At 41.1% G+C, this 25,460-nt stretch carries 23 protein-coding genes and 1 pseudogene; 6 read left to right on the forward strand and 18 right to left on the reverse strand.

Features of this window, described 5'->3' with window-relative positions:
- Positions 1 to 18: 18 nt before the first annotated feature.
- Both SORDD16_RS01960 and SORDD16_RS01965 read right to left on the reverse strand, forming a co-directional pair.
- Entirely contained in the window at positions 19 to 1,869 is a 1,851-nt protein-coding gene (locus SORDD16_RS01960; protein WP_061452156.1) for a nucleoside-diphosphate sugar epimerase/dehydratase, read from the reverse strand.
- Between the two features lie 81 nt (positions 1,870 to 1,950).
- Positions 1,951 to 2,781 (reverse strand): glycosyltransferase, encoded by an 831-nt coding sequence (locus tag SORDD16_RS01965; RefSeq protein ID WP_061452157.1) that lies wholly within the window; start codon positions 2,779 to 2,781, stop codon positions 1,951 to 1,953.
- 221 nt (positions 2,782 to 3,002) lie between these two features.
- Between SORDD16_RS01965 and SORDD16_RS01970 the strand changes: the two genes are divergently transcribed.
- From SORDD16_RS01970 to SORDD16_RS01990, 5 genes are all read left to right on the forward strand, one after another.
- Positions 3,003 to 4,169 (forward strand): CynX/NimT family MFS transporter, encoded by a 1,167-nt coding sequence (locus SORDD16_RS01970; protein ID WP_061452158.1) that lies wholly within the window; start codon positions 3,003 to 3,005, stop codon positions 4,167 to 4,169.
- A 135-nt stretch (positions 4,170 to 4,304) separates the two neighbouring features.
- Positions 4,305 to 4,631: a PadR family transcriptional regulator gene (locus SORDD16_RS01975; protein ID WP_000273866.1), complete on the forward strand. Its 327-nt coding sequence runs from the start codon at positions 4,305 to 4,307 to the stop codon at positions 4,629 to 4,631.
- Positions 4,618 to 5,211 carry a DUF1700 domain-containing protein gene (locus SORDD16_RS01980; protein ID WP_061452159.1) on the forward strand — a complete coding sequence of 198 codons (594 nt, stop codon included), beginning with the start codon at positions 4,618 to 4,620 and terminating at the stop codon, positions 5,209 to 5,211. Before SORDD16_RS01975 ends, SORDD16_RS01980 begins: the two co-directional genes overlap by 14 nt.
- On the forward strand, positions 5,204 to 6,124 hold the full coding sequence (locus SORDD16_RS01985; RefSeq protein ID WP_061452160.1) for a DUF4097 family beta strand repeat-containing protein: 921 nt from the start codon (positions 5,204 to 5,206) through the stop codon (positions 6,122 to 6,124). The genes SORDD16_RS01980 and SORDD16_RS01985 overlap by 8 nt, the downstream gene beginning before the upstream one ends.
- An 89-nt stretch (positions 6,125 to 6,213) precedes the next feature.
- The gene (locus tag SORDD16_RS01990) at positions 6,214 to 7,167 is read left to right on the forward strand and encodes a DUF6574 domain-containing protein (protein WP_061452161.1); all 954 of its coding nucleotides are present in this window, start codon (positions 6,214 to 6,216) and stop codon (positions 7,165 to 7,167) included.
- A 62-nt stretch (positions 7,168 to 7,229) separates the two neighbouring features.
- Here the strand turns inward: SORDD16_RS01990 and SORDD16_RS01995 are convergent, their stop codons facing one another.
- The 11 genes from SORDD16_RS01995 to SORDD16_RS02045 form a co-directional block, all read right to left on the reverse strand.
- On the reverse strand, positions 7,230 to 8,090 hold the full coding sequence (locus tag SORDD16_RS01995) for a DUF4299 family protein (protein WP_061452162.1): 861 nt from the start codon (positions 8,088 to 8,090) through the stop codon (positions 7,230 to 7,232).
- 120 nt (positions 8,091 to 8,210) lie between these two features.
- Entirely contained in the window at positions 8,211 to 9,197 is a 987-nt protein-coding gene (gene trhO, locus SORDD16_RS02000) for an oxygen-dependent tRNA uridine(34) hydroxylase TrhO (protein ID WP_001030012.1), read from the reverse strand.
- Between the two features lie 114 nt (positions 9,198 to 9,311).
- A complete protein-coding gene (locus tag SORDD16_RS02005; RefSeq protein ID WP_061452163.1) occupies positions 9,312 to 11,057 on the reverse strand; it encodes an ABC transporter ATP-binding protein in 1,746 nt (581 codons plus the stop codon).
- The gene (locus tag SORDD16_RS02010; protein ID WP_061452164.1) at positions 11,058 to 11,813 is read right to left on the reverse strand and encodes a hypothetical protein; all 756 of its coding nucleotides are present in this window, start codon (positions 11,811 to 11,813) and stop codon (positions 11,058 to 11,060) included.
- A 1-nt stretch (position 11,814) separates the two neighbouring features.
- Positions 11,815 to 12,690 carry an ABC transporter ATP-binding protein gene (locus SORDD16_RS02015; RefSeq protein ID WP_061452165.1) on the reverse strand — a complete coding sequence of 292 codons (876 nt, stop codon included), beginning with the start codon at positions 12,688 to 12,690 and terminating at the stop codon, positions 11,815 to 11,817.
- The gene (locus SORDD16_RS02020; RefSeq protein WP_061452166.1) at positions 12,665 to 13,102 is read right to left on the reverse strand and encodes an Msa family membrane protein; all 438 of its coding nucleotides are present in this window, start codon (positions 13,100 to 13,102) and stop codon (positions 12,665 to 12,667) included. Before SORDD16_RS02020 ends, SORDD16_RS02015 begins: the two co-directional genes overlap by 26 nt.
- A 12-nt stretch (positions 13,103 to 13,114) precedes the next feature.
- Complete coding sequence (locus SORDD16_RS02025; protein WP_061452167.1) at positions 13,115 to 13,693, reverse strand: CPBP family intramembrane glutamic endopeptidase; 579 nt, start codon at positions 13,691 to 13,693, stop codon at positions 13,115 to 13,117.
- Positions 13,694 to 13,696: 3 nt separating this feature from the next.
- Positions 13,697 to 14,440: a hypothetical protein gene (locus SORDD16_RS02030; RefSeq protein ID WP_061452168.1), complete on the reverse strand. Its 744-nt coding sequence runs from the start codon at positions 14,438 to 14,440 to the stop codon at positions 13,697 to 13,699.
- A gap of 638 nt (positions 14,441 to 15,078) precedes the next feature.
- Positions 15,079 to 16,557, reverse strand: a complete 1,479-nt coding sequence (locus SORDD16_RS02035; RefSeq protein WP_061452169.1) for an ABC transporter substrate-binding protein — start codon at positions 16,555 to 16,557, stop codon at positions 15,079 to 15,081.
- Between the two features lie 101 nt (positions 16,558 to 16,658).
- Positions 16,659 to 17,582 (reverse strand): carbohydrate ABC transporter permease, encoded by a 924-nt coding sequence (locus SORDD16_RS02040; protein WP_061452170.1) that lies wholly within the window; start codon positions 17,580 to 17,582, stop codon positions 16,659 to 16,661.
- A gap of 13 nt (positions 17,583 to 17,595) precedes the next feature.
- Entirely contained in the window at positions 17,596 to 18,525 is a 930-nt protein-coding gene (locus SORDD16_RS02045; protein WP_061452171.1) for an ABC transporter permease, read from the reverse strand.
- A gap of 276 nt (positions 18,526 to 18,801) precedes the next feature.
- On the opposite strand from SORDD16_RS02045, the pseudogene SORDD16_RS02050 reads away from it, so the two are divergent.
- Positions 18,802 to 19,186: pseudogene (locus tag SORDD16_RS02050) on the forward strand (DUF3278 domain-containing protein).
- 111 nt (positions 19,187 to 19,297) lie between these two features.
- On the opposite strand, the gene SORDD16_RS02055 reads toward SORDD16_RS02050, so the two are convergent.
- From SORDD16_RS02055 to SORDD16_RS02075, 5 genes are all read right to left on the reverse strand, one after another.
- The gene (locus SORDD16_RS02055) at positions 19,298 to 21,376 is read right to left on the reverse strand and encodes an extracellular solute-binding protein (protein ID WP_061452173.1); all 2,079 of its coding nucleotides are present in this window, start codon (positions 21,374 to 21,376) and stop codon (positions 19,298 to 19,300) included.
- A gap of 42 nt (positions 21,377 to 21,418) precedes the next feature.
- Entirely contained in the window at positions 21,419 to 21,898 is a 480-nt protein-coding gene (locus tag SORDD16_RS02060) for an HAD family hydrolase (protein ID WP_164966470.1), read from the reverse strand.
- Positions 21,899 to 22,045: 147 nt separating this feature from the next.
- The gene (locus SORDD16_RS02065) at positions 22,046 to 22,750 is read right to left on the reverse strand and encodes an MgtC/SapB family protein (RefSeq protein ID WP_061452174.1); all 705 of its coding nucleotides are present in this window, start codon (positions 22,748 to 22,750) and stop codon (positions 22,046 to 22,048) included.
- A gap of 13 nt (positions 22,751 to 22,763) precedes the next feature.
- Positions 22,764 to 24,449 carry an ABC transporter permease gene (locus tag SORDD16_RS02070; RefSeq protein ID WP_061452175.1) on the reverse strand — a complete coding sequence of 562 codons (1,686 nt, stop codon included), beginning with the start codon at positions 24,447 to 24,449 and terminating at the stop codon, positions 22,764 to 22,766.
- Between the two features lie 9 nt (positions 24,450 to 24,458).
- A complete protein-coding gene (locus SORDD16_RS02075; RefSeq protein ID WP_061452176.1) occupies positions 24,459 to 25,454 on the reverse strand; it encodes an ABC transporter ATP-binding protein in 996 nt (331 codons plus the stop codon).
- Between the last annotated feature and the right edge of the window lie 6 nt (positions 25,455 to 25,460).

Genomic DNA, 25,460 nt, shown 5'->3' on the forward strand with positions numbered 1-25,460 from the left:
CATCCCTGCTAGTTTTCTTTATTCACAATGAGTGGTCTCATTAGCAAAAGCGATAATAGCTTGTTTCAATTCATCTCCGCTGAGTGAACGGAACTCTTTAATCTTTTGATCAATAGCTTCTAGAGGCATGATGTTTACCTTACCAACGAAAATCTTGTCCATGACTTGATTATCAACCAATTCGGTCGAAACCAAGAGTTCTTCATAGAGTTTTTCACCTGGTCGGATACCGACCTCAACGATTGGAATTTCACTTTCTGTGTGCCCGCTTAGAAGGACCATTTTCTTAGCCAAGTCATAGATCTTAACTGGTTTGCCCATGTCGAGGATAAAGACTTCTCCGTCCTTGGCATAAGCGCCCGCATGGATTACCAGACGGCTGGCTTCTGGAATGGTCATGAAGTACCGTGTCATACGGAAGTCTGTCACCGTTACGGGACCGCCTTCAGCAATCTGACGTTCAAAGACAGGAATCACACTACCACGACTACCAAGAACATTCCCAAAACGAACGGCACAGTAGGTTGATTGGCTACGTTGGTTAAAACCAGTGACAATCAACTCTGCCACGCGCTTAGTCGCACCCATAACATTCGGTGGATTGACCGCCTTGTCAGTCGAAATCATGACCATCTTAGGTACTTTGGCCTCATCAACAGCCTTGGCAACATTGTAGGTCCCGAGGATATTGTTCTTGAAGGCTTCTTTTGGATTGCGCTCCATCATCGGAACATGTTTGTGGGCTGCAGCATGATAGACGATGGCTGGTTTGTACTGTTTAAACACCTGCAAGAGACGATCATAGTCCTGAATATCTGCAATAACAGGAACATAATCAATCCCTTGGAATGTACGGATCAATTCATGATAAACGAGGTAGATGGAGTTTTCACCATGTCCAAGCAAGACGATACGCTCGGGATTGAAGCGACTAACCTGACGGCAAATCTCCGAACCAATCGAACCACCAGCTCCTGTCACCAAGATAGTCTTACCTGTAAGCTCTGCACCAAGGCGGGATTCGTCAAGACGAATTTCCTGACGGCCCAAAAGGTCTGTGATGTCAATTTTCTGGAAACCACTACCTGGTTGGTGAAGCCCCTGAACAACTGTCTCAACCTTGGGCATCTTGTAACATTTGATACCTAGTCTGTTACACATCTGCAAGATGCGTTCATACTCTGACGGATCAAGCGAAGGGATGGCTACGATAACACGCTCGATTTGATGACGCTTAGCTAATTCAGGCAGATTATCATAAGAACCCAAAACTGGGATTCCACCAAGCTTTTGCCCTTTTTTCTTTTCATCATTGTCCAAAATCCCTACTAGCTCAAGGTCGCTAGTTGGATGTTGGTAGCTGTTCATAAAGAGAGCCCCACCATCACCAGCACCGATCAAGAAGGTACGGCGGTGTTCGCCATCCCCACTTCCCTGCTTGCGCTTAGAATAAATCAACTGCCAAGTGATACGAGGGAGCAAGATCAGGAAGGTACTCAATAAGATAAAGAGTATGATGAACCGGATAGAAAATAGGGGAAGAAAAGCGTAGCAAAGTCCGTAAGAGACAATGCTACTGACCGTTACGCCAAAAAAGATTTTTAAGAAATCTGTGATTTTACTATAGCGACTAATACTCGCATTGAGCCCCCAAAATCCAATCATGATTTGATAGAAGAGGAAAGCCAAACCAGTATAGATAACATAGTCCACAGGCGCTGGGTTAATCAAGCCATAAAAGAGAATGTAAGACACGATGATGGAAACCACCATACTAATAATGTCAAATACACCCCAAAACACCTGCTTTTGCTGTTTATTTAAAATTTCAACCAGATCAATCACGTAATCTGTTAGTTTTTTATTCATAGGAATTTACTCTTTCTTAAAAGAATGCAAATAAATATACTGTCATTATAACATTTTTTGGCTATTTTATCTTTTACAATACTATTTATTTTTTCTTAATAATTTCACAAAAATAAACTGACGTACAAAGCCTGGACAAAGTGCAACAATGGACTGAATAACTATGCTTTCCGCATATTCCATGTAGGAAATTTGCCCTCTTTCAAGCATGCGCTGACGAGCCTGACGATAGAGTTTGAGGTAGCGCAAACCACCACGACGTTCAAACATCCCTGCACCTACACGAACCTTACACAAAATCTGATCGAGATTTCCAGTCTTGGCACCTGCAGCAATCATATTGAGCCAGAGGAGATCATCCTCCATATAAAGCCCATCTTCATAGTTGCCTGCCTTGAGGACCATGTCCTTTTTGAACATGACTGTCATATGGTTAAAGGCGCTTCTCATTCTCTGATAGGCCACAATGTCTGCGTGCTGAGTAGGAACACGACGATAAGACACAATCTCATCTGGATTGTCAATGAACTCTGCGATATGCCCGCCTAAGAGATCGAGATCTTCTTTCTCCATTAGCTGAAGCTGTTTCTCAAAACGATCTGGAACGGCTAAATCATCCGTATCCATGCGGGCAATAATGTCATACTGGCACTGTAAAACACCGTATCGAAGAGCCAAACCTAAACCTTGATTTTCTTCTAAGGGGCAACGCTTAACTGGAATCTCTGACTGAGCTTCCACTTCATCTAGCACCTGATAGAGTTCGGGGGTGAGTTGCCCGTCCTCAACAAGAACAAGTTCGCTCGGTTTAAAGGTCTGATTTTGAACACTCTTGATGGCATCTCTCAAAAATGCCGGATTTTCCTTTACATAGACCGACATCAAGACGCTGATTTTTTGCTTTTCAGGCACAGTTTTTCTCCAATGTATAGATTTCCTTCCACTATTTTATCACAAAATTTCCTAGTTTCCTATTTTTATATCAAATCAAGGAAAATTCTAGTAAAGAAATCCGTCCCTTTTCACTTTATTTTCACTTCCATTGATTGTACTGTCTTGGCTGTCATTACTTGACATTATAAGGAAAAAACCTTAAAATAAGCTGTTATTAAAATCATCCTATCGAGGTTTTTATGAAAAAACAATCACTCTTTTTTGTTCTAGGAATTGTCTTAATCGGGACCGTTTTACGCTCTCCTTTTACTGCTCTGCCAACCATTTTAGGAGATATCGCTCAAGGACTAGGAGTGGAGGTTAGCTCTCTTGGGATTTTAACCAGTCTCCCTCTCTTGATGTTTGCTCTTTTCTCTGCTTTTGCAAGCCGCTTGGCACAAAAAATCGGGTTGGAACATCTCTTTACTTACTGTCTCCTCCTCTTAACTGTTGGCTCTGTCATTCGTATCTTCAATCTTCCCCTTCTCTATCTAGGGACCCTGATTGTGGGAGCAAGCATTGCGATCTTCAATGTACTCCTCCCAAGTATGATCCAGGCAAATCAGCCTCAAAAGATTAGTTTCCTAACAACTCTCTACGTCACTGCCATGGGAATTTCGACAGCCATCGCTTCTTATCTTTCTGTCCCTATCACCAAGGCCAGTTCTTGGAAGGGCCTTATCCTCGTTCTCAGCTTTCTCTGTCTGGTCACTCTGCTAGTCTGGTTGCCAAATCATCACCACAACCACCACCTAGAAAACCAAAAAGAAAAGCAAGTCAAAGAGAATATTCTAAAAAGTAAAGATGTCTGGGCTATCATTATCTTTGGCGGGCTTCAGTCCTTGCTCTTTTATACAAGTATGACCTGGTTGCCAACTATGGCTGTTAGTGCTGGTATTTCTAATAGTGATGCAGCTCTCCTCGCTTCTATTTTTTCACTGATTAGCATTCCTTTTTCAATGACTGTTCCAAGTCTGACGACTCGTCTATCAGATGCCCACCGTCGAATTATGCTGGCAATCATTTCCTTCTCTGGAATGACAGGAATTGCCATGCTCTTGTATCCAACCAACAACTTCCTCTACTGGCTAGTCGCCCATCTCTTGATTGGAACGGCCTGCAGTGCCCTCTTCCCCTACCTCATGGTTTGCTTTTCTCTTAAAACCAGCTCTCCTGAAAAGACAGCCCAGCTGTCAGGACTGGCGCAAACAGGGGGCTACATCTTAGCAGCTTTTGGTCCTGCCTTGTTTGGTTATAGTTTTGAACTTTTCCAATCTTGGATCCCAGCTGTCCTTGCCCTTCTAGCCATTGATATCATCATGACCGTCTCGCTCTTTATGGTGGATCGAGCTGAAAAAATCCTCTAAACTTCTAGTTTTTACTAGGAGTTTTTTATATGTAAAATTTTTACACATATTTCTTGACAGGGCTTTCAACTTGAGATACAATATATTTGAAAAGAGTATATATAAAATTTTTATATAATATAAAGGAGGTTTCCCATGTACTTCCCAACATCCTCTGCCTTGATCGAGTTTCTCATCTTGGCTGTACTGGAGCGGGGAGATTCTTATGGTTATGAGATTAGTCAAACCATTAAGCTCATCGCCAATATCAAAGAATCTACGCTCTATCCCATTCTCAAAAAATTGGAAGCCAGTGGCTTTCTGACCACCTACTCTAGAGAGTTTCAGGGGCGTATGCGCAAATACTACTCCTTGACCAATCGGGGCGTAGAGCAGCTCGTTACTCTAAAGGAAGAGTGGACGCTCTATACCGACACCGTCAACGGCATCATAGAAGGGAGTATCCGCCATGACAAGAACTGACTATCTGACTCAGTTAGAAACCTATCTCCATAAACTGCCTGAAGCTGACCGCATCGAAGCCATGGACTACTTTAAGGAACTATTTGACGATGCAGGTACAGAGGGTGAAGAGGAGCTCATCGCCAGTCTGGGAACTCCAAAAGAAGCAGCTCATGATGTCCTCTCTAACCTCCTCGACAAGAAAGTCAATGAGGCACCCGCTCAAAAGAATGATCGCCAACTCCTACACATTGCCCTCTTGGCCTTACTAGCAGCCCCTATCGGCATTCCTGTTGGAATTGCAATTATCTTAACCATTATCGGGCTTTTTATCGCGGCGACCGCTGTCATTCTAGCTTTTTTCACCGTTTCGGTGACGGGAATCCTGCTGGGTGGACTTTTTATCGTAGAGAGCTTTAGTGTTCTGGTCGAAGCTAAATCTGCCTTTATCTTGATTTTTGGGGCTGGTTTGCTTTCTATCGGTGCTTCTTCTCTTGTTCTACTGGGTATCTCCTATGTAGCTCGTTTCTTTGGCCTCCTAGTCGTCCGCTTGGTGCAATGGATTCTTAAAAAAGGAAAGAGAGGTGACAGACATGCGTAAATTGACAAAAGGATTTCTCATTTTTGGTGTGGTTGCTACTATTCTTGGTTTTATCATGATAGTTGTCGGCGCCCAGTCCAATGGTATTCAAAGTTTACTTGCCATGTCAAAAGACCCCGTCTATGACAATCGTATCGAAGAAGTGACCTTTGGAAATGAAGTGGAAAAACTTGATTTAGCCCTTGAGGAACACAGCCTGACCATCACAGAGTCTGTAGATGACAAGATCCACATCACCTATCATCCGTCTATGTCTGGTCGTCACGATCTAACTACTGGCATGAGTGACAAAACACTGAGCGTCACTGACAAACAAGCCTCCCAACATCGTTTTCTCGGTTCAGGAATCGAAGGCCTACTTCGTATTGCCAGTAGTTATTCTCACCGTTTTGACGAAGTCATTCTCTCCCTCCCTAAAGGAAGAAGGCTGCAAGCTATCACCGTCTCAGCCAATCGTGGACAAACCAATATTCGTCAAGCCAATCTTGAAAATGCGACAATCAAAACAAAAGGCTACCTCTTAAGACTAACAGAAAGTTCTATCAAGAACAGCACACTAACGACACCTCATATCATCAATATCTTTGATACCGAATTGACAGATAGTAAACTAGAGTCAACAGAAAATCACTTCCACGCCGAAAAAATCCAAGTACACGGTAAGGTGGAATTGGTGGCGAACACAGACCTAAATCTACTACTTTCCGAAGAAGAAAAACAAAGAATCAACTTAGATCTTTCAACAAAACATGGTTCTATTATCCATTTTCAGAGAGAAGGAAGACGTTCGTTTAAAAATGAAGAAAACAAAGATGAACGTTTAAGCAATCCTTATAAAACAGAAAAAGCTGATGTGAAAGATCAACTCATAGCAAGGGCTGATCAGGATATCTATCTACTCAAAGCAGAGTAACACAAGTCTTCTTCTATAAATCATTGACAAAAACGCTTTCATCTGCTAGTCTAAAGATAGAAAACAACCATAAAAAAGGAGGTTCCATCATGACACAAGAATGGTTTGAAAGTGCTGATCTTGAGAAGAAATCACCTCAGACGAAATCGGAAATCCAACCCGACGAGCCTGAGACTTCAGAAACTGTGGAGACCGAACTACAAGTAAACGAAGAAACTTCTGTCTCACCTAAAGAGCTGGAAAGGCATGAGGAGGAAGCTCCCGAAATGACTGAGGAAACCCAAACCGAGGAAGAGGGAGAAGGGAAAGTTGAAGAGGAACAAACCCCTGCAAAAGAGAAAAGCATCCTCAGCAAGTCTTTAGAAAGCCCCTATATCCCAGATATTGACCCTCGTAAAACTGCCCGATTCAAAGAAGAAATCGCACTTTTTTGGGTTTGGCTGCTGGATGCTATCCAAGAACCAACTGCTAGCAAGACTACGGACCAAAAGCATCGTTATAGTGTCTTTGGCCTGCTCACTTTGTTATCCTCGATTAACCTTTTCTTTAGTATCTACCATATCAAGCACCTCTACTATGGCTATATGATTTCTATGGCTAATAGTTATCCTAACCAGCTTCCACCTTTAGATCTTTTTGCTGGACTTTCGATTCTGGTCGCTAGCGCTCTATTTTACTTTTCTATTATTTTGGGAGGCTTTACTGTCCGACGTGTGTTGGATCAGGAGAACGACTTCACATTCCAAGAAGCTTGCAATCGTTACAGCAGACTCTTTGCTATCCCGCTTGTCCTAACAGCTCTAGCAAGTTTCTTTGCACTTTTTGGTGGCTTGCGATTTGCTGGTATCCTCACTCTTCTAAGCATGGCCATCTTTGCCCTTGGAAATCTCTTTGTGATTAGCAAGCCAAGTAAGACCAGTAACCTGGACCCATTTTATCGATTCTTGCTAGCTGTCTTACTTGATGGCGCCATTCTCTTACCCTTCTTCATTGCAGAGTTAGCGCTGACAGTGGACTACCTTCGCATCCTGACATTCTTTTAACCAAAATCCCTGCCATTTGTTAATGACAGGGATTTTTATGCTTACTCTTTTTTAGACAAGGCCTACTTGACGGCTGCCAATTCTTCAAAGTCTTTTCCAAAAATGGCTTGTACTTCTAATTGATTAGCATCTAGTTGCTGATAAAACGCTTTTGGTAGTAACTCTAGAAATCTTGCATAGTCCAAGCGAGCGATGGCTTCGTAGTCTTCTGCTTTGGACCCATCACCAGAAATCGTCACTAGGTCAATCTCCCAAACAAGTTCCTTGCCTGCTAACTGCTCGGTGTAAGGTGCTGGTACAAAGGGTTCCTTAGGCAAAATTGTCTTGGCTCCCTGAGCTAGGTGGTAGATACCGTGTACCTTGCCTTGGGCGTCCGGGTAAAATTTCACACTGGCAAGATAGGCATCCGAACCTTGAACCTTCTTGACCAACTCTTCAAAACGTGCCAATCCGTCCTCAGCCAAAAAGCTCTCTAGGTATTCCTTGTTCAAATAGATAGGGGACAAGAGCCCTTGGCAGTATACTAGACGAGCTGCCTTATCCGCTAGATAATTCTGAACTTTTTGTCGGAAATAAGCTTCAAAGTCAAATCCTTCTAGCCCTTCTACCACTTGCCCCAACTTGTTCGATAGGGCTTGAAGGAGAGCTTCTACAATCTCCCAGTCCGCTCTGGTAAGGAAGTCTGGAATCACCACTTGATAGCCTTTTCGACTATCCGCATAGTTCACTTTGAAGAGAAATTGTGATTGCCCCACTATCCCACACTCGATATACTCGAGACGATTGAGGGGCTGACGGAGATAGACCGCATCATAACTATGCGACTCCAAGCCCTCCACCAAGGCCAAGATGGATTTGGCAGTCAAGACCTCCTGTTGTCCTAGAATGCTTTCTTTATTTGGGATAAAAAATGTTTTCGCCATAACTGGCCTCCTTTGAAATCGTTTACATATAGTATATCCTATTTTCCTGAAAGATACAGAAACAAATTTTAGATTTTTAGATAAAAAGCATAGAAAAACAGCCCCTAGGGGCTGTTTGCTTTATACTGTAGCGACTTGATCCAAGCTTTCACCGATAGCTGCTAGGCGCTCGATCACTTCTGCTTGTGTCAATTCATTTTCTGAGACATAGCGGTTACGTGGGTGAACACGGCACTCATGCGAGCAGCCACGAAGGTACTTGTCTTCATTTTCTTCTGATGTCAAGATACGACGGTTACAGAAGGGATTTCCACAGTTGACATAACGTTCACATGGTGTTCCATCAAACCAGTCTTTCCCTACGATGGTTGGATTGACATGGTTGACATCGACTGCAATACGCTCGTCAAAGACGTACATTTTCCCATCCCAAAGCTCACCTTGGACTTCTGGGTCTTTACCGTAGGTTGCGATTCCTCCGTGCAATTGACCGACATCTTTGTAGCCTTCACGGACCATCCAGCCTGAGAATTTCTCACAGCGAACTCCACCTGTACAGTAAACCACGACACGCTTGTCCATGAATTTTTCCTTGTTGTCACGTACCCATTGTGGCAACTCACGGAAGTTGCGAATGTCTGGGCGGATAGCCCCACGGAAGTGCCCTAGGTCGTACTCATAATCATTCCGAGTGTCCAAAACAACGGTATCTTCGTCAAGAAGGGCTTCTTTGAACTCTTTTGGAGACAAGTAAGCACCTGTAGTTTCAAGTGGGTTGATGTCGTTGTCGAAGTCGTTGTCTTCCAAACCAAGGTGGACAATTTCTTTCTTATAGCGAACAAACATCTTCTTGAAGGCTTGTTCATTTTCTTCGTCAATCTTGAACCAGAGGTCTTCCATACCTGGGAGGCTGTGAACGTAGTCCATGTATTTTTGAGTTGTTTCGTAGTCACCTGAAACGGTTCCGTTGATTCCCTCATCAGCGACTAGGATACGACCTTTAAGGCCGATTGATTTACAGAAAGCCAAGTGGTCTGCCGCAAATTGCTCTGCGTTTTCAATTGGAGTATAAAGGTAGTAAAGTAAGACACGAATATCTTTTGCCATAAGATTTCTTCTCTTTTCTATTCTTAAATTTTCAGAATTTTTCATCTAGCATTACTAGTATACTCTCTCTAGAAAACGAATGCAATTTATTTGACCGGAAGTTTCTAAAAGAAGCTAACTAGCCATTTTTAGTTTATTTTCCCTCATCATCTCAGTAGAAGTTCGATACAATTGATTTCTAATAAAAAGTTCCTCGTGACTTCCCTGGTCTTCTAAAACTCCTCCTTCATTTAACACCAAGATGAGTTCTGCATCTTGAATCGTAGCCAAGCGATGAGCAATGGTAATGCAAGTTTTTCCAGCCGTTAATTCTCTAATTGCCTTCATGATCACTCTCTCTGTGACAGAGTCCAAGCTTGCAGTGATTTCGTCCAGCAGATAAATTTCAGCAGGAACCATTAGAGTACGCGCAATCGTAAATCGTTGCTTCTGCCCTTCAGACAATCCCTGCTCTCCATCTAGTATGGGTGTATCTAAACCATTTGGTAGTTGATTTACTAGGTCTAACAACTCTAATTTCTCTAAAACAAATTCTAAACGCTCTTTCGATACATTCCTATTTTTCCCATAGCACAAATTTTCTCTGATAGTTCCTTGGAACAGAGTGTTGGTTTGAGAAACATAACTAATCTTCTGTCTAACTTCCTCAGTAGAAAGGGACTTGAGAGAGTGCTTTCCGATGAAAATTTCCCCGTGTTCATAGGAATAAAATTTCATTAATAACGAAAACAGGGTCGTTTTCCCAGAACCACTCGGTTCAATAAGAGCAATTTGTTTTCCAAATGGTAGCTGGACAGTTACATTCTTTAAGGTCGGATTTCCCTTGTTTTGATAAGAAAAAGAAAGATTCTTCAGCGAAATTGACAAATCCGAATTTTGAGAAATCTGAGAAGGAGGTTCCTCCTCTCTTGAGAGATTCTGCAACTCTGAAATGCGTACTGCTACCCCTCGCACCTCTGCCAGATCATCCAGTGAGTGCATGAGTTCTGAAACTGGTTCTAATAGCTGCATGACATATAACACAAAAGTCGTTAAAGCTACCATCGTCATAAAACCATTTTGAACTTGCCAGGTAGCTAGGGCGATAATCCCTAAAATCAAACACATAACTAAACTACTCAACAAGGTATTTTGAAAAGAAGTCAGCCTTAAAATTCTCCTAAAATTGACAGACAAATTCTGCGCCATTTTAGAAAACTGCTCTTTCTCGTCTACTTCTCCCTTTAGTGATTTTATCAATTGCATCCGTGAAAATTTATGACTCAATTTTCCTGTTAGGTTTCCTAAGAGTTCCTGGTGTCTTAAAAAATAAATCTCTAACTTTTGATCTATAGGAAGGGATACAAGCACTAAGCAAGCAATTAAAACAAGACTCCCCAATGTTAAAAAGAGATGGATGGAAAAGAGAAAGTAAAAAGTGCCTATTACAAGAAATAAGTTTAGTAACACTTGTGGCAAGGTAATTGCAACTAGGCGTAGCACTACCGACATATCATTGGTCAGTCTACTTGCCAAATCACCTGCTTGGTACTTTTCAATCGTTTCAAGAGGAAGGGATAAGAGCTTTTGATGCAATTGAAGTTGCATGTTCTTCATTGCTTCATTTCCACTCCTGCCTAATAAATACGAAGATAAAGACTGTAAAGAGTAGACAAAAATAAAAAACAAGGGGAGAAAGAAAAGCATCCAAGGATTTGACAGAAGCCACTGTAAAAACGAAGGTTCTACCATTCTTCCGATGACTTGTGGAATCATCAATCCTAAACTTGCTCCGACAAAACCGAGGATTAAACCACTAAAAAACTTGAATTTGTCTAAACATTGAAATAGCGCGCGATAAAATAAAGCCTGATTCTCCATCTAAAATTCTACCTTTCTAAATTTGTTGAGACTCATCCAAAAGCAAGGAAGAAGGATACAAAGAGTTACAGTTGTGCAACCCAGATAAGCCAATGTAAACTCACCCTTTTCAGCTAGAAGGCGATAGCCACTTGGAAAAAGAAACCCCACTTGACCCAACAAAGGTAGAACAGTACTAATCACGACTAGCCCAATCCCACTGATCATTCCTGCAACGGGACTCATCAAAAAAGAGAATAAGGTTAAGGCAAATACATAGGTAACCTGCACCATCATGGTTCCGAATACTGAAAAAAGTGCAAGAAGACCTTCTGTTCCCAGCAATTCTCCCGAGCCATAAGGTAGGTGTACCACCCTTAAATAGTAGACTCCTGCCATACAGATGCTAAAGAGCAACAAATAGATGACCAAGATTAGTAGTAGGCTCATCAATTTTGCAACTAAAATTTTTCCTCTTTCAATGTCCTTATAGAGAAAGAGCTGATGCTCCTGGATTTCTTTTTTAAAAACGGATAAAACTAATAGAAACAGGGCTAGGCTCGGCAAGGTTGAGTTGAAGGTCAGATTAAAAATCCCATCGTACATCTCTAAAAAACTAAACTGTAGGTTTGCTTCTGTAGGGATTATGTTCATAAAACTTGTTTTCATAAAAGTTGTCATGAGATAAAGGAAAGGCATCAAACTAAAAACCAAGAAAAGTTTGCTTTCCTTCCGTTTCCAGGTTGTTGCAAATACAGCTTTGAAAATCGAATTCATCTTAGTCTCCTTTTAGGAAAATCTCTTTTAATTGGTTTTCCTTCAACCCAATTGAGGAAATCCAATCCTTTTCACCTAATTGACGAAAGAGGCGATTCAAGGTAACTGATGGACAGGAAGTCGCAACTTCAATCGTGTCTTCTTTGAGTGAAATAGTATCTGAAAGAAAGGTCTCAAGAATTTCTCTATCCGCTTCTTCTGTTAATGTAATTAAAAGACTAGCACCATTTGAATGAGCAAACTGATCCACCAAACGCCCTGACTCAATATACAAATAGCGATCACAAAGGGCTTCCAATTCACTTAATTGATGACTAGAAATGAGCATTGAAATTTGTCTCTCTGTCGCCCATTCCTTTAGAATGGTAATCAATTTTTGAACACCAACTGGATCTAGCCCTACAAAAGGCTCATCCAAAATAAGAAATTCTGGCTCAGAAACAAGGGCAATCGCAAGTGCTGTGCGTTGCTTCATCCCAAAGGAGAAACTTTTGGGTTTTCGTTTCCGAACTTCCCAAAGTTCAACCAATTTGAGAGTCTCTTCGATGTTTGTGAATTTCTCCTCTTGATTGTGAAGAGTGAGATAAAATTTTAAGTTCTCCTCCACTGTTAGATCCGGATAAAATACAGGCTCAATCATGATACCAACATCTTGTAAAATATGATGTTTCGACTGGATATCCACTCCCTTATAATAAATTGTTCCCTGACTAGGTTTGAGAGATTTGGCAATCAACTTCATCAAGGTCGACTTTCCTGCGCCATTTTTACCAACTAAACCAACAATCTCTCCCTTTTCAATCTCAAGCGTGACATCCGATAAAGAGTAAAAATCATTTCCTGCAAATTGCTTAGATAGTTGCTGAATACTGAGCATTTTGTTTCTCCTTTTTCATCTTTTGTAGTTTAACATAGTAGTTAACGACTGAAATAACAATATATAGGATGAACACAAAAGTAAGTTGAGAAAGAGCTAGGGGAGATTCTGCAATCTGTACTGTCATCTCTTCTGTCGCAATTGTATTACGGGCTACAAACGAGGCCCAAAGGGAGAATTTTTCAGCTAAAAAAGCAAAAACTAGGTAGGATAAGAAGGATAAGCTTGCCAAGGAAAGACCATTGAAAAGCAATTCTTTCTGATGACGCCCCTTTTGTAAGACATAGGTATTGAGAAGTAAGGGGAAAAGGTAAAAGACTAGGGCAAGGACTGGAAGAGGTAAGGAGGGTAACAAGACCAGCATTATAGCTGTTGATACCAAGTAATAAACGAACGATAATAAAAGTAACATCTGATTTCTCCTTTAAGAAAAGATAGCAGCAAGCAGGTTCAAAAACCAATGACTAATAATCGAAGCCTGTAAGCCAAAGCGTAAACTAATGGATCCTAATAGAAAGCCAACTGAACTACGAATGAATAGATTGTCTAATAAGCTATAATTAAGATGAAGGATGAGCCCAAAAGCCAGTGAGCATAGCAACAAAGAAGTAAATTTAGAAAAATTTTTTCTCAAGATGTGATAAAGACAATAACGAAACAAGAACTCTTCACATGTAGCAATCAGCATTTGATGCCAGAATTCCTCTCCCTTTATCACAAAATGATTGATTGCAAATAGCATTAAAAACAAAACTAGAAACTGTTTCAAGGAAAAACTAACTTCTAACTTCTTGGAATATAAGTCGCATCTTTTTGAGATAAGATTGGGCAAAATGATAAAGCAAGGAGGCATGAGAAAGAGTAAAAAATAAAAGTAGTTTGAAACTAAATGATTGGACTTTACCAGAACCAGCCCTGTCATTCCAAGGCTATACAAAACAACCGCTCCCATCAAAACACCTGCAAAGGAAATAAGAGTCCCCATTTTTTCTTGTTGATTCATACTCTAAAACTCCATCCTTGAAAAGTTCTTGCGACTTCCTCTATAAAAGAAAAGTCCGTAAAGAATACTAACCATGAGTGCCAGAAAAGAAGTCCATCCAAAGCCAATATCAGAAATCTTCGTGACATATCCATTAGGAAAGAGATAACTGAGATATTCCAGTCTAGGAGCAATCGCTGACAGCAAGACAAGGCAGCTGTTGACGAGAACCGTTAGAGCACGATTATGTCTCAAAGACAGCCAAGTTGCCGCTAGAATGGTTAAAACATTAAGACTAATAGTACTAAGGAGATCAAGTAGCTCTCTCTGTAAAAGAAGGGAATCTGATAGCCAAGTAATTGTCTGATTAAAAAACAAACAGTAACTAAGAAAACTAGTGAGAACACTAAGCATCGTATAAAGAACATAAATTAGTATCACGGAAAGGAGTTTGATATTAAAAATAGCAGAGCGACTCAAATCCTTGTATAGAAATAGGATCCCCGAACGAAACTCTTCACGAAAGACTTCGTAAACAAGATAGGACAATACAAGGGACGGAAGAACCAACTTGAATTGCGACTGAAGAACGATACTAAGAAAGGAGCTAAAACTACCAGAAGCGTTTGTCGCATAGAAAGCTTCCATATCCGGGCTACTAGTTAAGAAGGGGATTACGAAGGGAAGGAAGGAAAAGGCCAGTAGAAAGAGAATCTCTCGTTTGGACCAAATACTTTTAAAAATTGGAATCATCATTTTTTTCATCATTTTACCTCCTATCGAATCATCAATAAGACAAGATTACAATCACATCTTATCTTATTGATAACCAATCATATTCGACTCGTTATCAAGCACTCACTAAATAGTCACACGGTAGTTGACTTTGTAGCTGATGCTCATAATGCCAAAGTTAAAAGTATGGCGTTTGAATAATGATTTAATTACTTTCATTTCAATTTCTCCTTTCTATGATATGAGTTGTAGAATTATTTTTACCTCTCACTTATATTATTCGAAACAAATCCTAAGTTTTACAAATTTTCCAGAAAATCTATTTCTGCATTGAACGCTCAAGAAATAATCCATCATTTCAATAGTAGGTAAAGACCCCCTAAGAATGATAGAGCTTCCTTTGTTGTGGAAAAAACCTGTAAGACCTATAATGAGAAGTATCATATAAAACGTATGAGAGTTTGGTTAAAATCAAAAGGAGCTCCTTGTAAATCGTCCTTAGTTCAGTATTGGAGAAAATAGAAAAGTAGTAAAAATCCAATAAATACCACTCCTAGGCACACATTGATTCAAAAACTATCAAAAAATCACCGCCCTCCCCAGATAAGTTTGGAGAAAACAGTGATTTTTATTTTAGGAATGAATACATGAAATCAATCAGGAGCTATTGATTATTTATTTTTCAAAAATTCATCGTATTGTTTTTGCATTTCGGTCAATACTTTATCGTAGGCACCTTCAGATTTCAATTTTTCCATCAATTCTGGAATTGCTTTTTCTGGGTCTACAGTACCTGTGTTGATAGCTGTATCGAATTGTTGCATTGTGTTAGAGATAGCAGAAATTTCAGATTTTACATTGTCAGTGTTAAAGATGAATCCAAGTGCTGGTGATTCTTTAGCTTCTGCCAATTCTTTCTTAGAATCTTCAATTTGTTTGTCTGTAACGTTTTCGTTAATGTAAAGGATCCAGTTGTTACCAGTGTTCCAACCTGACATGTGAGTGTTTCCTTTGTATCCGTCAAGAACTTTCACACGATTTTCTTTACCTTCAACTTTTTCCCAGTTCTTGCCTTCTGGACCATAAACAAGTCCGTTCAAGAGTTCTGGGTTAGTGTTCAAGAGGTTCAACACTTCCATTGATTTTTCTTTGTTCTTAGAGTTGTTCGAAATAACAAAGTTAGCAACCTGTGTTGTTTGGTTTTTCTTGATGAAGTTTGTGATTGGTTTGATTTGGATATCTTTGTTAGCAACACGTGAAAGGAGGCTGCTACCGTAGTCAGCTGGTCCTACTGTTTCTTCACGAACGAACCAGGTGTCTTGTTGAAGGTCAAAGGTTGTGTCACTTGTTGCAACGTCTTTTGGAATGTAACCGGCTTCGTAGAATTTATGAAGAGTCTTCAAGTGTTCTTTGAAGCGAGGCACTTCGTAACGGTTGACGATCTTAGTAGTGTCGCCTTCAAGGTCGATAACAAATGGAAGTCCATTTGGTACTGGATAGTCAAAGTTATCTGATGGGATGTAGTTCTTAGTAACTGCAAATGGTGTTACATCTGGAGCCTTTTCTTTGATTTCTTTCAAAACTGGTTCAAGTGTTTCGTATGAAGTAACGCCTGAGATGTCGATACCGTACTTAGCAAGGAGAGTTCCGTTGAAGGCAAAGTTCTGTGATGATGCAACGTTAGCCGCTACTGGAACAGCATAGATCTTACCATTTACAGTATTCCCTTTAATGTAAGCTGGGTCAAGTGCTTTGTAAAGTTCTGCTCCTTCTTTCTTGTACAAATCAGTTAAGTCAGCATAAGCACCTTTTTGAGCATTTACAACATAGTTAGATGCAAAGGCGATATCATAGTTTTCACCAGATGATGTGATAACTGACATTTTCTTATCATAGTCACCCCATCCAAGGTATTGAATATCTAGTTTAGCACCAACTTTTTCTTCGATGATTTTATTTGCGTTTTCTAGCAATTCATCTAAGTTGTCTGGTTTGTCACCGATTTGGTACATTTTGATAACAGGTTTGTCGCCTGAAGTTGAGTCAGCAGCTTTCTTGCTGTTTCCTTGCAAGTTTCCACAAGCAGCAAGACCAGCAGCCAAGGCAACTAAGCTAGCAGATGCAAAAGCATATTTTTTCCAGTTTTTCATGATAAAAACTCCTTTTTTTATTTTTAAAGTTATAAACGATATGATAATAAAATTTGTTGACAGTACGAACTCACAACGCTCGCTTTTTGTCAAAAATAATTCTATTCCTTGACACCACCGATGGTCAAACCTTTTACAAAGTAGCGTTGGAAGAATGGGTAAAGAACGGCGATTGGAAGGGTGGCAACAACCACCATGGCCATACGACCGGTTTCTTTTGGTAAGGCAACCGCAATCTGACTAGATATCCCAACCGATTTTGAAATGTAGTCCATATTGTTTTGGATTTGCATGAGCAAATATTGGAGTGGGTAGAGGTTATCACTCTTGATGTAGAGAAGTGCGTTAAACCAGTCATTCCAAAAGCCAAGAGCTGTCAGTAAGGTAATAGTCGCAATACCCGGTAGGGACAAGGGCAAGCAAATCTGGAAGAAAATCCGTGTTTCACTAGCACCATCGATCCGAGCAGATTCCAAAATAGCTTCTGGAATAGTCTTTTTAAAGAAGGATCTCATCAAGATGATATTAAATGGAGAGAGAAGCGGTGGGATAATCATCGCCCAAACTGTATCACCAAGGTTCAGCAACTGAGTCACCACGATATAGCCCGGTACCAAACCGGCGTTGAACAACATACTAAGAAGTGCAAAGATGGTGAAGAAGCGACGGTATTTAAAGGTTGACCGTGAAATTGCATAGGCATAAGTCGTTGTGATAAAGACGTTCGTCACCGTTCCCACTACTGTAACAAAAACAGAGATGAAGAGAGATTGGAGAATTTTGTCTTTAAATTGTCCCAAGAAGACGAAGCCGTCTAGCCCAAATTTAGATGGGAAGAAACTATAGCCAACTTGTTGAAGAGTCGTTTCATCTGTGATCGAAATCATGATAACAAAGATGAAAGGTAAGATACAGGAAAGGGCAATCAAACCTGCAAGAATACTAAAGAAGATATCTGCTTTTTTACTAAAGGAGTGAATGCCTACATTATCAATTTTTTCTTTGACGATTTTTGATTTTGCCATGACGTCCTCCTTTCTAGAATAGGGCTGAGTTTGGATCAATTCGTCTTGCCCAGAGGTTTGAAAGAATCACCAGAATCAAACCGACGACTGATTGATACAGACCGGCTGCGGACGCCATCCCGATATCGGCTGTTTGAGTCAAGCCGTTATAGACATAAACATCCAATACGTTAGTTACACTGTAGAGTTGTCCTGCATTGTGAGGAATTTGGTAGAAGAGACCAAAGTCTGCGCGGAAGATATTGCCGACTGCAAGGATGGTCAATACGGTCACAAGTGGTGTTAACTGTGGAATAGTTACGTTGCGAATCCGTTGCCATTTGCTAGCTCCATCCACTGTCGCTGCTTCGTAGTAGGTTGGGTCAATTCCCATAATGGTCGCATAGTACATAACACTGCTATAACCAAAACCTTTCCAAATCCCTAGGAACAAAAGCAAATATGGCCAAATTCCTAAGTCGGCATAGAAGTTAATTTCTTTGAGACCGAGGGAAGAAAGTAGATGATTGAGAACCCCTTTATCAATGTTTAGGAAAGCATCTGTAAAGAAACTGATGATAACCCAAGACAAGAAGTAAGGGAACAACATGGAAGTTTGGAAGATTTTAACCATTCTCTTAGAGCGAAGCTCACTGAGAATAATGGCAATCCCAACCGCCACAACCAAACCGATAAAGATAAAGCCAAGGTTGTAGAGAACGGTATTTCGAGTAATGATAAAGGCGTCTTTTGAACTAAACAAGAACTTAAAGTTATCTAACCCGACCCATTTACTATTTACGATACTATCTATGAAACCATTACTGGTCATATGGTAGTCCTTGAAAGCAACCACGTTCCCAAATACAGGGATGTAGAAGAATAGAATCAACCACAAGGCACCTGGTAAAACCATCAAGAGGAAGATCCAGTTGTCTCTTAAGGTTTTTGAAAACTTTTTCATAATTTCCTCCCATTTTATTCCTAAAAACTGATTTCATCGAATTTTTAGGTTTGATAACGATTACATAATTAGTATACTCCTATTTTAAGGATATTTTAAACTACTAATTATAGAAAAAACTCCACAAATTATTTTATGTGGAGTGTAAAAAGTAGCGTAGATGGCATCAGAGCTTGGAAGAGAAGGGATGAAGGCAGAAGAGTCTCCCAAAAATTTTTCCAAATAATATCAATTAATACGACAAAATACTAGAAAGGAAGCTTTACAGACAAAGTTATCAAACGATTTTACGGAATTTCTGATCCTTTAGACGAATAAAAACGGCGGGAAGCAGATCGCATTGGCAACAGAGCCTTTATGATGCTCTTTTATATCCTGCTGATTGGCAATTTCCTTTCTCTTCCATTTGTGGAGCGCTATCCAGTGATTCTGGCACAAGCTTATCCCGTCGCGATGCTGATCATCACCCTACTTCTAGCCTTCTACGTGGCCAATCAAGCCCGAAAGGCTGGGCTCACTGCCATCGGCCCTGAAAATCTCAAACCCAAGGAAAAAGAACCTGCACTATGCTGGAATCAACGCTCTTTTGTTTGGCATCCTGATCCAGGTTCTCATCACCCTGCGAATTTCTAAGGCCAAGAGAGATCCAGAAGACGAGTAAATGAAAAATAAGGCTTAACGTCAACGCCTTAAACGGTTGATGTTAAGCCTTTTGATTTTTTCTCTATTTTACTGAAATGCTGATCTCCCAACCCTCTTGATTTGAATCAACTTACGAAGGCTCTTGCTTTTGCTCCTGCATTCGGTCGAGTTCGTTGGTCACGCGCGCACCCATTTCTCTCTCTGCTTCAAAGGTCATTTGCAAGTCTCCCAGCAAAAAGCGACTGCCCTTACTCATTTTCTCAGTCATGTCTTTTAACCAAGGATAACTATTTAACAATGAAATCTTCTGGGATAATTGCTTGGTAACAATAAAACCACCTAAATGCGCAAGCATTTGCAGAACCTGATCCGAGTATAGCCAGCTTAGAAATTCTTCTGCCAAGTGCGTATCTTCCTTGGCTAAAACAGCTAAGCAACCACCTCCTAGCAAGGGTGAAGAGCCTGGTAAATCAGCTACTCCAATCATGTGACTGGTCAGAACACTCTGATCCCCCAAAAAACGAAAGGCATAGTTAGAGTAGATAATCTCCATGGCAGTCTTCCCCTTGGCAAAATTATCCGCAACCTGTCGCCAATGATCCTCGGAGTTCTTCAAGGATGTTTCCCGACTCTTGCCATATTGATCCAGGGTTTCCTTAAATAAGGCTTCCGAGTAGGGTTTGTCTTTGATTTTTTCTTTTAAACGTGGGATAAAATCGCTATAAGACAAAATTGGGTTATGATCAGAAATGGTATGGCCATAAAGGTCATAATCTTTTTGGATACTTTCCTGTCTAAAAAAGGCTGTCAGCGCATCAAACTCTGCAAAAGTCTGTGGCAGTTGAAACTGCTTTTTAGTCTCCTCATAATAACGCCGTTGAAAGAAGGTGTCTTCAAAGAGATCCCGTCGGTAAAAGAGCAACTGCATACTACTATCCAAAGGCAAAGTGTAGAGCTGATCATCAATGTAGATATACTCTGAAAAGACATCACAATCAAACTGCTCTACCAGCGAAGCAACTGAATCTAAGCCTTTTAGCAGACTCAAGTCTATGCTTCGTAGCCAAGCTACATCGAGACGAATAAGGTCGTACTTTTCTAACTTTGGCGAGCGATTGGTCACCAAATCATAGAGAGTATGATAAGGAAGGGTATCGATTCGAAGCTCAACTCCAGCACTTTGGCGGTACTTGTCGGTCAAAGTTCGCAGGGCCTCCGTCATAGGACTCTCAATAGTCAACAGACGAATGACTGGCCGTCCTGGATGAAACTGGGTTTGAGCATCCTGTTGGTAAATACCCTCTACTAAAAACTCCTGATTCTGTCTTTCGCCAGACTCAATCATCAGAGCCAACTTTTCTGCTACCCTTTCAATATCCAGTTCGATTGCATCCAGCTGAGGATCATGAAAGAGTTGCTTACTCCCGATGGTCACCAAATGAAATTTCATATCCAGCCCATTCCACTTGAGGACATCTAACAAGAGCTGAGTTAGAGTCTCGTTTGTCGATAGGATCAAGGTGTTTTCCTTGGCCTTTTTGAGCAAGTTAAAGATAGGGAGCAGCATCTCCGTATCGTGCAAGCGCGTCACTGCAATGGACTCGTCCAGATCCAAGTAATTTTCTAAATCATGAATAAACTGGCGATCCCTCTCCAGTTTGTGGGTCAAAAAATGCAGGTCTGTTATCTGATAGCGATCCATCAAATCAGACAAGTCCTGAAGAGTTTGACTGTGATCGAAGATCAGATTTGTGACGGGAGCTAATTTTTTAGATCCCCAAAAATCCACTGAATAGAGATTTTCCGGCTTGCGTTGACTCAAAAATTGATGACTGAGCCGGACTCCACAACAGACAATGGCCTTGGGCGTATTTGCAATCAAGCGTTCCAAAACAGCATCAACATCTTTTTTCTCAAACACATAGATCGGCTCTACCTGGGTGGTTTGAGCATAAAAATGACGGGTAAAAATCTCCAAGAATACTTGGTATTTATCTCCTAAACCCACTGGCAAGAGCAAGATAATCTGATCCGAATTGCGCTTACGAAGGAGCTGGGCTTGGGCATTTAATTGGTAGCCTAACTGGGCTGCTGCAGCTTCAACAAGCTGAATCTTTTTGGTACTAACATTACCTTTTTTATTGAGCACATTGGAGGCAGTTCCATGCGAGACACCTGCCATCTTTGCGATATCTTTTATCGTAACCATAAATCACGCCTTTTAGTTGTTTTTTCTTATTTTATCATATTTTTAAAATTTCCCAAAACGCTCGAGATATTTCCCTAATTCTTTAATCGCAGTCTCTTCATCCGATACTTGAAGGGTATGAAAGCCAAGGTCTTCTGCAGCCTTTAGATTTTCAGAAATATCATCTAAAAAAATGGCTCTTTTGGGGGATAACTGGTAGCGATCTAGCAAGATTTGGTAGAGTTTTTGATCGGGTTTCATGACCTTTTCTTCAAAGGACAAAACCCGACCATCGAGAACTTCTCGAATCGGTAGATAGCCTTCCTGCTCCAAGGTGTAATAAACTTCTGAGGTATTGGAGAGTATATAAACCTGATAGCCACGCTCTTTGCAGGAGCGCGCAAAATCCTGCATCTTATGCTTGATGGCCAGAGCCTGGTACCAGTTACGATAGATGGCTGCGACAGTTGGAGAAAAGGAAGCATCGAGTTGTTCTAAGGCTAACTTGATTGCTTCTTCTATGGAAAGGAGCCCATGATCCACCTTGGTCCAGAGGCCACTTTCAAAGATAGCGGTTCATAGCTGGGCTTGCCGGTCGAAGTCAGATTCAAAGAAGGCCACAACCTTGTCAGAATCCCACTCAATCAGCACATTACCCATGTCGAACACGATAGTATTTATTTTCATCATCTATTCCTTTATTTCTTCAATGTATTTTACACCGGGTTGTTGGTGGATTTCCTCGATAAATTTCAAATGGTTAAAGGTTTCTGTTAGCGTCAGAGAAAAATAGCAACCCAGCTCACCCTGATCATGGTTGGCTTGATAAAGGGTATCAATATCAATCAGTCCATTTTGAATAGCATTGACCTTGATCTGGTGGCTTGAGAGGTAGATTAAGATACGGTTAAAAGCCTCCAAAGAGGTTAATACCACGTAGACCTCCACTTTGCGTGAGCGCCTTTGGATATAACTCTTTAGAGGCTGAAAAATGGTCATAATGGTAATCAGAGCAAGGGCGCAGGCAATGGCACCGCTATAAAAGCGAATCCCAATAGCCAGACCAATCGTTGCTGAAGTCCAAATCCCCGCAGCAGTGGTTAAGCCTTTGACACGGTTATTTTTCGTCACTAGAATGGTTCCAGCTCCTAAAAATCCAATGCCACTGATAACCTGAGCCCCCATTCGAGTCGGGTCTCCAGTTCCGTATTGACTGATGACATATTCATTGGTCATCATGACCATAGCTGAGCCGAGACAGACGAGGATATAGGTCCGAAATCCTGCAGACTGAGCCTTTCTCCCCCGCTCAAGACCAATAATGCCACCAATAATCACCGAAAGCAAAATACGAAATAAAATGGAATAGAGGGTGGTATGATCAAATGCAATCACACAGAACCTCTTTCTAGTTTTTCTTTCGATATTGGGTAACAAATAAAGCAAGTGAGGACATAATCATCAAAACGACTGTGTAGACAAAGCTCATGGCTTGAGCATTGGAAGTCGCAGTTTCGTCACTCGCCGCCTTGATCACAATTCCCAAAGGTTGGAAGAGCGGATGGTAGAGAAAGACTGATAAATCATAATCCGCTAGGAGGGAATTAAAGTTCAGAACAATAACCGATAAGACGGTTGGCATGATAAAAGGAATAATGACCTTCACCATAGTATAGAAGGTGGAAGCCCCCATACTCTTTGCAGCTTCTTCCATATTGTCATCAATGCTGAAAAAGACAGCCTTAATCATCCGATAAGAAAAGGGAAGTTTAATGACGATGTAGGCAATCAACATGATGATTAAGGTTCCTACCAAGACTTGATTCAAGACTAAGAATCTTGGCTCATTGTAGGTGAATAAGAGTCCGATTGCAATCAAGGTTCCGGGCAGAACCCAAGGAAGCAAAGCACCGTATTCAAAGACCATATTCCACTTGCTCTTAGATTTGTGAACGATCCGAGCTATGACAATAGCTAGGAAGGTTACAATGACAGCTGCTAGAAGGGAGTAGACCAAGCTGACCAAATAAGGCATAAAGGCTGATGAATTTTCAAACAACTGTGCATAATTGTCAAAGGTCAGAGCTGACAGGTCTAGACGTCCGGTCTTAATGGCAAGCGAAGAGCTAAAGGAGTAAAGAATAACTAGCACAATCGGCATCATGTAGATCAAGAACAAGACATAAGCCAAGATGTGTGTTAGGACATTCCAAACTGGAGACGTAATCTTTTGCTTGTGCAAGCGAGCTTTGGTCTTGCTGACCGAGATATAGTTGCCTCCACGTTCCACACGATTTAAAATTGCCAGCAATATAATAGTTGCAACCCCAAGAACAATCGCCAAGAAGGCTGCAATATCCCTAGAAGCCGTTGTTTTTGCAAAGGTAATAATCATCGGGTTGATGGTTTGAAACTCCGTTCCACCAACAATCAAGGGTGCAGAAACAGCAGACAAACCTGTCAAGAAAGTCAGGATGGTCAAAGCAAAGAGGGTTGGTTTTAGGGTTGGAAGAACGATTTTCCAAATAACCGTGGAGGGCTTGGCTCCCATATTGCGGGCTGCTTCGATGGTATGGTAATCCAGGGAGCGAACCGCATTGGTCAAAAACATGATATGGTTGGAAGTACAGGCAAAGGTCATGATAAAGAGCACTGCCCCGTAACCGTGGAACCAGTTATTGTCGAGATTGGGTAAAACTGTTTGGAACAAGACTGTCATCAACCCCTTTGGTCCGTAGACAAACTTGTAACCTGCAACCAGCACCACGCCTCCATAGATCAAGGAAGTCATGTAACCTAAGCGAAGAATTTTGGCCCCCTTGATGTCCCAATATTCGGTCAGGAGAACGACTAAGGTTCCGACTACATTGACCGTAACAACCATGGATACGGCCAAGATAAAACTATTGATGATGCTGTTGACCGCTCGTTCTGAATTAAAAACCTTGGTCACAGCTGAAAAAGTGAGACTGCCCCCTTTAAAAAAGACGTCTTTTAAAAGGTTGAGATTAGGAAAGACGATAAAGGCAGCAATAATCCACAAAAGAACAAGCTTAACGAGAAGCTGTTGCCAGTTAATGGTTCGTTTTTTCATAGCCTCCTCCTAGTATTGCAAGACATCATCAGGGCTCAAGTAAAGAGTCATTTCGTCCCCGATCTTTCTATTGGAGAAGCCATCGTTTTTGTCCAAAACATGGATCACATCTCCTGTTTGCACTTTGAGTGTATATTTGATGAGGACACCTTCAAATTCAAAATCCATAACCTTGGCCTGAACCATCAAATCCTTTTCATTTTCTTTACTAAAGCGAACCCGTTCTAAACGAATATAACCTTCCTTGTCCTTAAAGGATGGATGGAGTTCTTTTAGGAGTTGACTGGAAAGAACATTGGTATCCCCTATAAATTCACAGACAAATTGTGTTTGGGAAGCATTGTAGATTTCCTTTGGTGTGCCAATCTGCTCGATGTAACCATTGTTAAAAACAGCGATGCGATCAGACAAGGTAAGGGCTTCTTCTTGGTCATGGGTAACGTAAAGCGTAGTGATTTTGAGTTCTTTTTGAAGACGCTTCAACTCTTTTCTCAGATCAATCCGGAGTTTGGCATCCAAGTTTGACAAGGGTTCATCCAAACACAAGATTTTTGGTTCTAAGACCAGAGCCCGTGCCAAGGCAACCCGTTGTTGCTGGCCACCTGAGAGTTCAGAAACGTTGCGCGTTAACTGTTGATCGGAAATCTTGATCTTTGCTGCAACCTCATGAACCTTGGCCTTGATAATATCTGGGCTGATTTTTTTCACTTTTAGTCCAAAGGCAATATTGTCATATACCGTCATGGTTGGAAAGAGGGCATAGGACTGAAACACGATCCCAATACCACGTTTCTCAGGTTCTAGATGCGTGATGTCCTGATTATCTACCAAAATGGCTCCCTTACTCGGAGTCAAAAATCCAACTAAGGCCCGCAAGGTCGTCGATTTTCCACATCCACTAGGACCAAGGAAGGTGAAAAATTCACCTTCTTTGATCTCCAGATTGAGATTTTCAATCGCGACAAAATCGCCATAGGAAATTTCAACTGTATCAAATTTAATCATGTTTCT

It is taken from the genome of Streptococcus oralis (assembly GCF_001578945.1).
Taxonomy (GTDB): domain Bacteria; phylum Bacillota; class Bacilli; order Lactobacillales; family Streptococcaceae; genus Streptococcus; species Streptococcus oralis_Q.

Coding starts and splice junctions, on each gene's coding strand:
- SORDD16_RS02045 (WP_061452171.1), bottom strand. CDS start 18,525: ATGAAAAAGTTTTCAAAAACCTTAAGAGACAACTGGATCTTCCTCTTG.
- SORDD16_RS01975 (WP_000273866.1), top strand. CDS start 4,305: ATGTACTTCCCAACATCCTCTGCCTTGATCGAGTTTCTCATCTTGGCT.
- SORDD16_RS01970 (WP_061452158.1), top strand. CDS start 3,003: ATGAAAAAACAATCACTCTTTTTTGTTCTAGGAATTGTCTTAATCGGG.
- SORDD16_RS02025 (WP_061452167.1), bottom strand. CDS start 13,693: ATGAATCAACAAGAAAAAATGGGGACTCTTATTTCCTTTGCAGGTGTT.
- SORDD16_RS02020 (WP_061452166.1), bottom strand. CDS start 13,102: ATGTTACTTTTATTATCGTTCGTTTATTACTTGGTATCAACAGCTATA.
- trhO (WP_001030012.1), bottom strand. CDS start 9,197: ATGGCAAAAGATATTCGTGTCTTACTTTACTACCTTTATACTCCAATT.
- SORDD16_RS02005 (WP_061452163.1), bottom strand. CDS start 11,057: ATGGAGAATCAGGCTTTATTTTATCGCGCGCTATTTCAATGTTTAGAC.
- SORDD16_RS02010 (WP_061452164.1), bottom strand. CDS start 11,813: ATGAATTCGATTTTCAAAGCTGTATTTGCAACAACCTGGAAACGGAAG.
- SORDD16_RS02015 (WP_061452165.1), bottom strand. CDS start 12,690: ATGCTCAGTATTCAGCAACTATCTAAGCAATTTGCAGGAAATGATTTT.
- SORDD16_RS02055 (WP_061452173.1), bottom strand. CDS start 21,376: ATGGTTACGATAAAAGATATCGCAAAGATGGCAGGTGTCTCGCATGGA.
- SORDD16_RS02040 (WP_061452170.1), bottom strand. CDS start 17,582: ATGGCAAAATCAAAAATCGTCAAAGAAAAAATTGATAATGTAGGCATT.
- SORDD16_RS01960 (WP_061452156.1), bottom strand. CDS start 1,869: ATGAATAAAAAACTAACAGATTACGTGATTGATCTGGTTGAAATTTTA.
- SORDD16_RS02030 (WP_061452168.1), bottom strand. CDS start 14,440: ATGATGAAAAAAATGATGATTCCAATTTTTAAAAGTATTTGGTCCAAA.
- SORDD16_RS01995 (WP_061452162.1), bottom strand. CDS start 8,090: ATGGCGAAAACATTTTTTATCCCAAATAAAGAAAGCATTCTAGGACAA.
- SORDD16_RS01990 (WP_061452161.1), top strand. CDS start 6,214: ATGACACAAGAATGGTTTGAAAGTGCTGATCTTGAGAAGAAATCACCT.
- SORDD16_RS02070 (WP_061452175.1), bottom strand. CDS start 24,449: ATGAAAAAACGAACCATTAACTGGCAACAGCTTCTCGTTAAGCTTGTT.
- SORDD16_RS02035 (WP_061452169.1), bottom strand. CDS start 16,557: ATGAAAAACTGGAAAAAATATGCTTTTGCATCTGCTAGCTTAGTTGCC.
- SORDD16_RS01980 (WP_061452159.1), top strand. CDS start 4,618: ATGACAAGAACTGACTATCTGACTCAGTTAGAAACCTATCTCCATAAA.
- SORDD16_RS01985 (WP_061452160.1), top strand. CDS start 5,204: ATGCGTAAATTGACAAAAGGATTTCTCATTTTTGGTGTGGTTGCTACT.
- SORDD16_RS02075 (WP_061452176.1), bottom strand. CDS start 25,454: ATGATTAAATTTGATACAGTTGAAATTTCCTATGGCGATTTTGTCGCG.